This is a genomic window from Archangium sp. (genome assembly GCF_036389735.1).
In the GTDB taxonomy this organism is placed as follows: domain Bacteria; phylum Myxococcota; class Myxococcia; order Myxococcales; family Myxococcaceae; genus Archangium.
In genome coordinates, this window is sequence record NZ_DASVWK010000434.1 from 1 (window position 1) to 8,448 (window position 8,448).

Here is an 8,448-nt window from a genome sequence, read left to right on the forward strand (position 1 = left end):
TCGGCACCGAGCGTCGCCCGGTGGCCAAACTTCAGCGCCGGCGCGTAGCCCACCTCGGCCTCCATGTTCGAGCGCGGCGTGTGCGCCAGCCACGCCCCGGTGGGCAGCAGCTGTGCCAGCTCGGGCCAGGACAGGTGCCCCACGTGGGCCAGCAGCGCCTGCGGCGTCAGCAGCCCGGCTTCCACCAGCCGGCTCACCGGCGAGGAGCCATAGCGCTCCGTCGACAGCTTCTCGTCCAGCGGGTCCTCCGCCAGAGGCACGTGCAGCCCCGCGTTGGTGCTCTTCACCGCCTCGGTCAGTCCCTCCAGGGCCTCGTTGCTCACGGTGAAGAGGGGGGCCGAGCCCACCTGCCCCCGCAGCCGCCCGCGTGCCTTGCGCGTGAAGGACACCGTCTCCTCCAGGCCCTCCTCGCGCCCCACCGCGCCCTTGCGGTCCGTCACCGCATAGGAGAGCACCCCCCGCACACCCACCTCGTGCAGCCCGCGCCCCACCCGCAGCAGCGAGCCCTGCACGGCCCTGGGCGAGGAGTGGAGATCGAAGAGCGTGGTGGTGCCGCACTGGAGCGCCTCGAGGCCGCCCGCGGTCGCGGCCACCTGCACCGCGTCCAGGTCGAGCGCCTCGTCGTAGCGCCAGCGCACCTTCTCCAGCAGCTCCTGGTAGCTCTCCAGCTTGGGCCGGGGCATGCCGCGCCCGAGGCTGGCGTACAGCCGCTGGTGCGAGCTCACCAGGCCCGGGAAGACGAGCTTGCCCGACAGGGCGATCACCTCGTCGTCCGGAGCGGCCTGAAGATCAGGGCCCCGAGCCACGATGCGCTCGCCCTCGATGCGCAGGTCGACCCGCTCGACACATGCCGGCTCGAGCTCGACGACGATTCCACCTTTCAGGAGCGTGCCCACCGTCCCTCCGGTTCACCGTTGGATGCCAGAGGCTAGCACTCCGCCCGCGTCATGGCGCGCCACAGCATGAAAAGCGCCAGGCCCCCGCGCCCGGTCCACAACGCAGTGCGCAACAGGTTGGTGACGACGAGCCGCCTCCATGCTTCCTGCTGGAAGCCGGCCCGGAGGGTCTCGTGGAGGGGCACCTGGACGAAGCCGGTGGACAGCCACAGGAGGCCCACCAGCGCGAGCCCCACCCAGGGCACCAGGGGATTCACCCCCGGTGGGGGGCGTACCACCAGCCACCCGGCGGTGAGGAGTTCCAGGAGCATGGGAGGACCCACGACGAGGCCGGTGAGGGTGCCGTGGGCGACGGCATAGGGGACGAAGGCGTCAGGCCCCACCTTGGCGAACAGGGGGTAGTGCACCACCTGGACGAACCAGATGAGCCCCACCATGAAGAGCGTGGCCGCCGCGTGGGCGAGCAGGACAAGCGGGGTACTCACCATGAGCATCCGCGCCACCTTACTCCCTATTGCATCCCAAGCTGCCGGTCCCACTCGTACAACTTCTCAATCAGGTCCGCTGTGCAAGCACCGGACACATGTTCGAAGGATATCGGCTCAAGCGTCGTGAGACGCTGGCGCTGAAAGGCTGGAGCGGCCACCACGTCCCGGTGTTTCAGACCGCGCGCGAACGTGAGGGCACGGGGCATCTGTCGAAGGATGGCCTCGATGCTGTCTTCCCGCGTCGCTTGCGCCATGCGTTGCGCGGCTCTCTCCAGGCGCATGCGGACCGGGGCATCTCCCTCTGGACACCATGCGTCCATGGCCCAGTCGCAGGAGGCCATCATCAGTTCCTCCAGCGTGAGTGCGGCATCAAGGGTCTTGAAGAGGTAGCGCGCGGACTGGAGTGGTTCCCAGAAGCGCAGCACCGCCTGGAGGCGCAGTGCAGTGCGCTCCGCGCTTACCGGACCCGTCGGCGAAATCGCGAGGTACAGCGCCCCCCAGGCCGTCTCCCGGAAAAATGCCTCGTACGCATCCCGCACGGGGATTGCACTCTGCCAATCCAGGGACTCGTACAAACTGCTCTTGACGGTCGACACCATGTACAGCCGCCAGGCAGGTCGCTCGTGCTGGAAGTCGGCCATCTCGTGAGTCAACACCACCTCGCCGGGGGGCACCTCCAGCAGCTGACGGGGCGCCGGGAAGGTGCCGTCCTTCCGGTACTGCTCGCCACACCGCTGGCCCTCCGCTCGTGTCTTCCGGTGGACCGCTGGGTAGGTGCCCTGAAGAAAGGAGGGCATTCGCAGAGAAGAAGGTTGTCCAGGCACCATGGTGCGCGTCCTATCAAAGCGGGTCATCCACCAGGAAGAGACATGCCTGCGGCGGGTACCCGTGCCGGGGGTGCGGCAGGTGCGGGCCGCACTGGGAAGGGGATGACCTGTCCACCTCCCTGAGTAGGAGGCCGCTGGGCTCCCGAGCCCAAGCCCATCTGTCCCAGCATCACTCCCGAGAAGAAACCCGTCGCGACGTTCCCCACGACCTCGATAACAATGCCAACAGCCCCGCTGAAGGTCGCGAGTCGTTCGCGCCGACTGACCATTCCCTCCACGGCCCGTTCCACCCACCCACCGTACTGCCGCAATTCCTGTCGGGTGAGTTCCACCCACTGTCCGGCCTCATACGCCGCCTTCTCGGATTCGAACCGTTGCTGGCTGCGGGTCCAACGGTACTGGACCACTCCTGGCTCGGTGGTCCACCACTCCAAGCGCCAGATGTATTGTCCCCGGGCGAAACGGATCAGGGTCTCACCGCTGAAATCCGTACCACCTATGAAGCGACTGCCAACCATGACTGCCCGGTTCAAGGCTTCCAAGTAGGTTCGCGCCTTCTGGCGGCCTTCCTGAAGGCCCTGGTCACTCCAGGGCTTGATCTCGAAGAGCCTCCGGCTGGAGATATCGGTGATGTCCGGGCGTAGACCGTGCTCGCCTGGGAGCAGCCGGGACGTATCCCCAATCCCTCTTTCCGTGAGGATCGTGTGGAGTGCCTCGGTATTGTAGAAGACTCGGTTCTGCGGATGATTCACACCGTACAGGTAGGCAATCAGTCGGTGCGCGGCGTTGCCGAGGAAGAACTCCCAGGGCATCTGTGAGTTCGGGTTGCGGCCGGGGACGTTGTAGCCCTGGACAGCCGGGCTGGTGGGCTCTCCACCCGCCGTCGGGCTGTCGCTCATCGCCAACAGGAGTTGGGACGGTGGAGCGGGAACGGATGAAGGACTGAACCGTTGCACCTCCACGTTCCATACGGGGGACGCCTGACCACCGGACGTCGTAGCGCAGCCGAACACCCACGAAAGGAGCAGCGTCGTCAAACATCGCGCGGTCCAAGAGCCGGACAGACACCCAATGGCGGCACTCATAGGCATCTCCCACTCTGTAGATGGTGCCTTTGACGGCCACGCAGCCACGCCGCCAGCGCGAGCAGCGCGGCGAACGTCCCCGCCGCGCCACCGCCACCCCCCGCGACCGCACAGCCGCCCCCGCTCACCTCAACCTCGACCGCGACGTTGGCCTCGGCACAGGGCAGCCACAGCCGGCATGTCTCTCCCGCCTTCACGCACAGCCGCGCTCCGTCGGACCCGGTGCAGTCCTCGCCGAAGTGACCGGCCTCGAGGCCCGCCACCGCACAGCTCCTCTCCCCCTCGAACAGGGGGACGCAAGCCATCCCGAGGGGACAGTCGGCGTGGCCCTGGCACCGCGTCGCGCACGCGTCCACCGTCGGGTCGAACGGCGGTCGCGTGGACGGCGCCCGCGCGACCTCATCGAGAATCGTCTGAAGGAAGGTCGCATGCACGTCGAGGCGCATGTTGGTGCCCCTCGTGCAGGTCAGATCTCCATATGAGGTGACGCCGACGAGACGTTCGGCGCCGTCGACCTCCAGGAACGATGGACCCCCGCTGTCGCCGCCGCACGACATCCCGGGCGCGACCCTGATGGAAAAAGTCCCCGCTTCGAGCCCCGTCACCCGGGCCGTGCCGCTGCGCCGGCTGCCCGTCCTACCCTGGTCGTCGAGACCGAATCCCACCACCCGCGTGGTCCGCCCCACCAGATCCGTCGGCGGCGCTGACCACTCCAGCGGCATCGGCGCGACGGGCGCGTCCTCGGCGAGGATCAGCACCCCCACGTCGTTCTCTCCAGCGCTCCAGGCGGGGTGCACCCGGCCCTCGACGACCCGCACGCGCTCGGCGGGGAGCGCCCGCGCCGTCTCGGGCGCGAACACCACCGAGAGCACCTGCGCGGCATCGAGGTTCTCCACGCAATGCGCCGCGGTCAGGACGACCCGGGGCGCGACCAGGGTGCCCGTGCAGTTGACCGGCGAGGCCTCGACCGGCTCGCCGCAGAGGGGCGAGACCGCGACGATCGCTCCCACGGCCGGGTAGCCGGGCTCGAGCACGCCGCCCACCACGGCTTGCCGCTCCACCGCCGGCGCGGGCGCGAGCGGCACGCCGCACGCCGTCAGGAGGAGCACCACGAAGGCGCGCCCGAGTTCAGTCGCGCGAGAAGTCACCCTGCGGCTCGACCGAGGATTTGCCGTCGACGCCCCAGTACTTCCACTCACCGGCCTTCTCGCCATTCGCGTAGTGGCCCTGCACGGCCAACGTGCCGTTCGGGTGCCACTCCGAGTAGGGGCCCTGCGCGAGCTGCGCGACCAGGGTTCCCTCGGCCCACTTCTGCCCATCCGAGCGCCACGCGGTCCACTTCACCTCCCGAGACTCGGCGGAGTGGATCTCCTCGCGGTTCTTCTGCCCCTCTTCGTAATAGAGGGTCCACAGGCCCTGCTTGAGGCCACCGCGGTACTCGCCCTCGAGCTGCTTCACCCCCGTCTCGAAGTAGCTCACCCAACGGCCTTCCATCTTACCGTCGACGTAGCTCCCCTCGGTCTTGAGCTTGCCATTGGGGTGCCACTCCGCCCAGCGGCCGTGCTTCTTGCCGTCGGGCTTCGCGCACCACTGGAGGCTGCCCTCCGGGGGCGCGCGGCCGTGCAGCCGCGCACCCTCGGGACACTCGCCGGCAGCCCGGCTGCACCCGAGGGCCATGCCCACGATGACGGCCAGCGCGACGAGGCTCTTGGGAAGGATTCCTACTCGCAGGTGCCCACTCCGCTGCAGCTGCAGTTGTTGCCCGCGAACGAGTAGTCGTCGGAGGCCGCCGAGAAGCTCCCGAGGCCGTAGTCGTGCTTGGCGCAGTCCTGCGTGTACGCCGTCGTGCCCACGCACGCGGGGGTGCTGGTGATGCCGCAGCCCTGACCGCAACGGCCCTTGCAGCCATTGCCCGAGCCGCCGGTGCAGCCGCAGCCCCTGCCGGCCTGGCGGTAGTAGCCACCGATGTTCTGGTTACCGCAGGTGCAGGAGATGTGCACCCAGCCGCGCGCCGAGACGAACTGGTACGGCGAGAGGAGCTCGCCCATCGGAACGATCTGCATGAAGCTCGTCTGGCGCACCGCCGTGTCCTCGACGCGCGTGCGCGCGTCCTGCGCCGCCACGGCGTTCGAGATGCCCTCGAACAGGGGGGCCACCAGCTGGCCCTGCGCCGCATCGAGCGCGCTGCCGCTCGGCATGAACTTGCCGACGCCCTGGTTGTAGTCGATGTGGAAGCCGATGACCGGATCACCAAAGTCGTAGGTCACCTCCACGACGTTGGCCGAGGTCTCCACCGCCAGCATGCGAACGGATGCGCCGCCCGAACGGTAGGTGGCCTCGAGCGTGGTCGCGTCGTGCTGGAGGAGCGCGAAGCCTTCCGCCTCGGCCACTTCCGCCGGCCCGTTCGAACAACCCACCGCCATCACCATCGTGAGGACACACAAGAAGAGCTTTTTCATGGGAGCGCGAGCATAAGCGGGCCATCCAACACAGGTCAATCCGCAAAACATGAAAATCAAGGTGTGGCTTCGCGGCGCCGCCCGGGCGCTAAGGTCGAGCCATGGGCCCACCCTCCTCCGCGCGAACCGAGTCCCGCTTGAGCATCCTGCTCGGGGCGGCCTTCCTGATGGCCACCTCGGCCATCGGGCCCGGATTCCTGACGCAGACGACCGTCTTCACGCAACAGCTCGGGGCGAGCTTCGGCTTCGTGATTCTCGCGTCGATCGTTCTGGATATTGGAGCGCAGCTCAACATCTGGCGGATCATCGTCGTGGCCGAGAAGCCGGGGCAGGAGATCGCCAATCTCCTCGTCCCCGGTCTCGGCTATCTCCTCGCGGTGCTCGTCGCCTTCGGCGGACTCGCCTTCAACATCGGGAACATCGCCGGCGCCGGACTCGGCCTCAACGCGCTCACCGGGCTCGCGCCGGAGGTGGGCGCGATGCTCAGTGCCGTCATCGCGATCGGGCTCTTCCTGGTGCGGGAGGCGGGCAAGGCGATGGATCGCTTCGCGCAGCTCATGGGCATCGTGATGATCGGTCTGACGCTCTATGTCGCGCTCACGTCGGCGCCTCCGGTGGGAGAGGCGATCGTCAAGAGCATCGCGCCCGTCGTCGTCGACATGATGGCCATCGTCACCCTGGTGGGAGGCACCGTCGGCGGCTACATCACCTTCGCCGGAGGGCATCGGCTGCTGGAGGCCGGGCTGCGCGGGAGAAGCGCGCTGCCGGAAGCCACGCGCAGCGCCGTCTCCGGAATCGGTCTCGCCTCGCTCATGCGGATCTTCCTCTTCCTGGCGGCGCTCGGCGTCGTGAGCCAGGGGCTCATGCTCGACGCGGCGAATCCTCCCGCCTCCGTCTTCAAGCTGGCCGCCGGTCCGCTCGGCTACCGGCTCTTCGGCGTCGTCATGTGGTCGGCGGCGATCACCTCGGTGATTGGCGCGGCCTATACCTCCGTCTCCTTCATCCGGACGTTCAGCCCTGTCCTCGAGCGGAACCACCGGGGGGTCATCATCGGGTTCATCCTCCTCTCGACCCTCATCTTCATGACCATCGGCCGGCCGGTGAAGGTCCTGGTCCTGGCCGGAGCGCTCAATGGGCTGATCCTTCCCATCGCGCTCGGGACGATGCTGGTCGCCGCCTACCGCGAGAGGATCATCGGCGAGTACCGGCATCCGGTCTGGATGACCCTCTACGGAACCTTCGTGGTGGTGGTCATGACCTACATGGGCGGCTACACCCTGGTGGTCGAGTTGCCGAAGCTCTTCAAGTGAGGCCCCTACCGGGGGGCAGTCCTCTTCCGGTAGGGAAACATCTCCGCGCACCGGGTGAACGTTGGGACGCGATGAAGCGTTCAGTGTCCACTCGATTCCCGGACAAGGTCGCCTCGCGCGCTGCCGAGTGCTTGCCGATGAAGTACTGCTGAGGGTGCCATGAGCACCCGCCATTTCCCGTTGAAAGTCCTCGGCGCGGTCGCGCTGCTGCTCGCCGCGCCCGCCTGCTCCGACCGCACGACCGAGCCGCAGCCCGAGCCGCAGCAACCCCAGAACCCCGGTTGGGGTCCCCCCTCCCTGCCCGCGCCGATGCCCCTCCCGGAGCGCGCCTCCTGCGGCGGACTCACCCTGGGCCCCGGCAACCACGACTTGAACGTCATGCACGAGGGGCGCACCCGGCTCTACCGTGTCCACGTGCCCCCGGGCTACGACCCGACGCGGCCCACGCCCGCGGTGCTCTCCTTCCACGGCTACGGCTCCAACGAGGTGGAGCAGGAGCTCTTGAGCCGCATGTCCGAGGAGGCCAACACCCGGCGCTTCATCGCGGTGTATCCCCGTGGGTTGAACCAGCCGGAGATCACCGGCACCGCGGATCCTCGCCTCGAGCGCACGCGCGGGTGGAACGCGGGGGTGTGCTGTGGACCGTCGCAGCTCTCCCGCGTGGACGACGTGGGCTTCGTGGACGCGCTGCTCGCGGACCTGGACACGCGCGTGTGCCTGGATACGAAGCGCATCTACGCCACCGGCCTGTCCACCGGCGGCTTCTTCTCCTACCGGCTCGCCTGCGAGCGCTCCGGGCAGTTCGCGGCCATCGCCTCCGTGGCTGGCATGGCGGGGTTCGGCCCCTGCTCGCCCGTGCGCCCGGTGTCCGTGATGCACTTCCACGGCTCGGAGGACCCGACCATCCTCTATGGAGGCGGCAACAACATCCCCTTCGGGGGCACCTACCCCTCCGCGACCGAATCGGTGGCGGGCTGGGCCAACCTCAACGCCTGCCTGGGCTCCAACGAGACGACCTACGACCAGGGCGACAGCTCCTGCCAGACGACCACCGGGTGTAGCCAGAACGCCGCCGTCACCCTCTGCACCGTCCAGGGCGGTGGCCACACCTGGCCCGGAGGACTCATCCCTCCGGACCGCGGCTACACCACCCAGGACCTCAACGCGACGCAACAGATGTGGCTCTTCTTCTCCGCGCACCCGCGCCCCTGAGAGAGCGGCACCCGACTTCCGCGTCCTACGAGGGCGGTTTCCGGAGGAGCCTCACGACGCGACGATACCCCCGGTGGCCTCCTGCTCGGGCCCGTAGCGCAGCAGCGCGAGGAGCTGCTCGGTGGAGAGCGCCGCCGCCCCGTCCGCCTCGGACAGCAGGCTGCTGGCCAG

9 protein-coding genes are annotated in these 8,448 nt (G+C 68.4%); 2 read left to right on the forward strand and 7 right to left on the reverse strand.

All coding sequences use genetic code 11. The features are described 5' to 3' along the window. From VF794_RS15615 to VF794_RS15645, 7 genes are all read right to left on the reverse strand, one after another. On the reverse strand, nucleotides 1–896 hold an 896-nt coding region (locus VF794_RS15615; RefSeq protein ID WP_331111169.1), incomplete at its 3' end, for an amidohydrolase family protein. A 32-nt stretch (nucleotides 897–928) separates the two neighbouring features. Beyond that, nucleotides 929–1,390, reverse strand: coding sequence for a hypothetical protein (locus tag VF794_RS15620; protein ID WP_331111171.1), 462 nt, complete (start codon nucleotides 1,388–1,390; stop codon nucleotides 929–931). Nucleotides 1,391–1,407: 17 nt separating this feature from the next. Continuing rightward, nucleotides 1,408–2,025, reverse strand: coding sequence for a hypothetical protein (locus VF794_RS15625; protein ID WP_331111173.1), 618 nt, complete (start codon nucleotides 2,023–2,025; stop codon nucleotides 1,408–1,410). 209 nt (nucleotides 2,026–2,234) lie between these two features. Beyond that, the gene (locus tag VF794_RS15630; RefSeq protein ID WP_331111175.1) at nucleotides 2,235–3,248 is read right to left on the reverse strand and encodes a hypothetical protein; all 1,014 of its coding nucleotides are present in this window, start codon (nucleotides 3,246–3,248) and stop codon (nucleotides 2,235–2,237) included. 44 nt (nucleotides 3,249–3,292) lie between these two features. Then, nucleotides 3,293–4,444, reverse strand: a complete 1,152-nt coding sequence (locus VF794_RS15635; protein ID WP_331111177.1) for a S1 family peptidase — start codon at nucleotides 4,442–4,444, stop codon at nucleotides 3,293–3,295. Continuing rightward, nucleotides 4,425–4,973 (reverse strand): toxin-antitoxin system YwqK family antitoxin, encoded by a 549-nt coding sequence (locus tag VF794_RS15640; protein ID WP_331111179.1) that lies wholly within the window; start codon nucleotides 4,971–4,973, stop codon nucleotides 4,425–4,427. The genes VF794_RS15635 and VF794_RS15640 overlap by 20 nt, the downstream gene beginning before the upstream one ends. Before the next feature lie 44 nt (nucleotides 4,974–5,017). After that, nucleotides 5,018–5,755, reverse strand: coding sequence for a hypothetical protein (locus VF794_RS15645; protein ID WP_331111181.1), 738 nt, complete (start codon nucleotides 5,753–5,755; stop codon nucleotides 5,018–5,020). A gap of 137 nt (nucleotides 5,756–5,892) precedes the next feature. Here VF794_RS15645 and VF794_RS15650 point away from each other — a divergent pair, with 137 nt between their 5' ends. After that, nucleotides 5,893–7,065: an NRAMP family divalent metal transporter gene (locus tag VF794_RS15650; RefSeq protein WP_331111183.1), complete on the forward strand. Its 1,173-nt coding sequence runs from the start codon at nucleotides 5,893–5,895 to the stop codon at nucleotides 7,063–7,065. A 159-nt stretch (nucleotides 7,066–7,224) separates the two neighbouring features. Then, on the forward strand, nucleotides 7,225–8,277 hold the full coding sequence (locus VF794_RS15655) for an alpha/beta hydrolase family esterase (RefSeq protein WP_331111185.1): 1,053 nt from the start codon (nucleotides 7,225–7,227) through the stop codon (nucleotides 8,275–8,277). Nucleotides 8,278–8,448: the final 171 nt, after the last annotated feature.

Coding starts and splice junctions, on each gene's coding strand:
- VF794_RS15655 (WP_331111185.1), top strand. CDS start 7,225: ATGAGCACCCGCCATTTCCCGTTGAAAGTCCTCGGCGCGGTCGCGCTG.
- VF794_RS15625 (WP_331111173.1), bottom strand. CDS start 2,025: ATGGCCGACTTCCAGCACGAGCGACCTGCCTGGCGGCTGTACATGGTG.
- VF794_RS15620 (WP_331111171.1), bottom strand. CDS start 1,390: ATGCTCATGGTGAGTACCCCGCTTGTCCTGCTCGCCCACGCGGCGGCC.
- VF794_RS15645 (WP_331111181.1), bottom strand. CDS start 5,755: ATGAAAAAGCTCTTCTTGTGTGTCCTCACGATGGTGATGGCGGTGGGT.
- VF794_RS15640 (WP_331111179.1), bottom strand. CDS start 4,973: ATGGCCCTCGGGTGCAGCCGGGCTGCCGGCGAGTGTCCCGAGGGTGCG.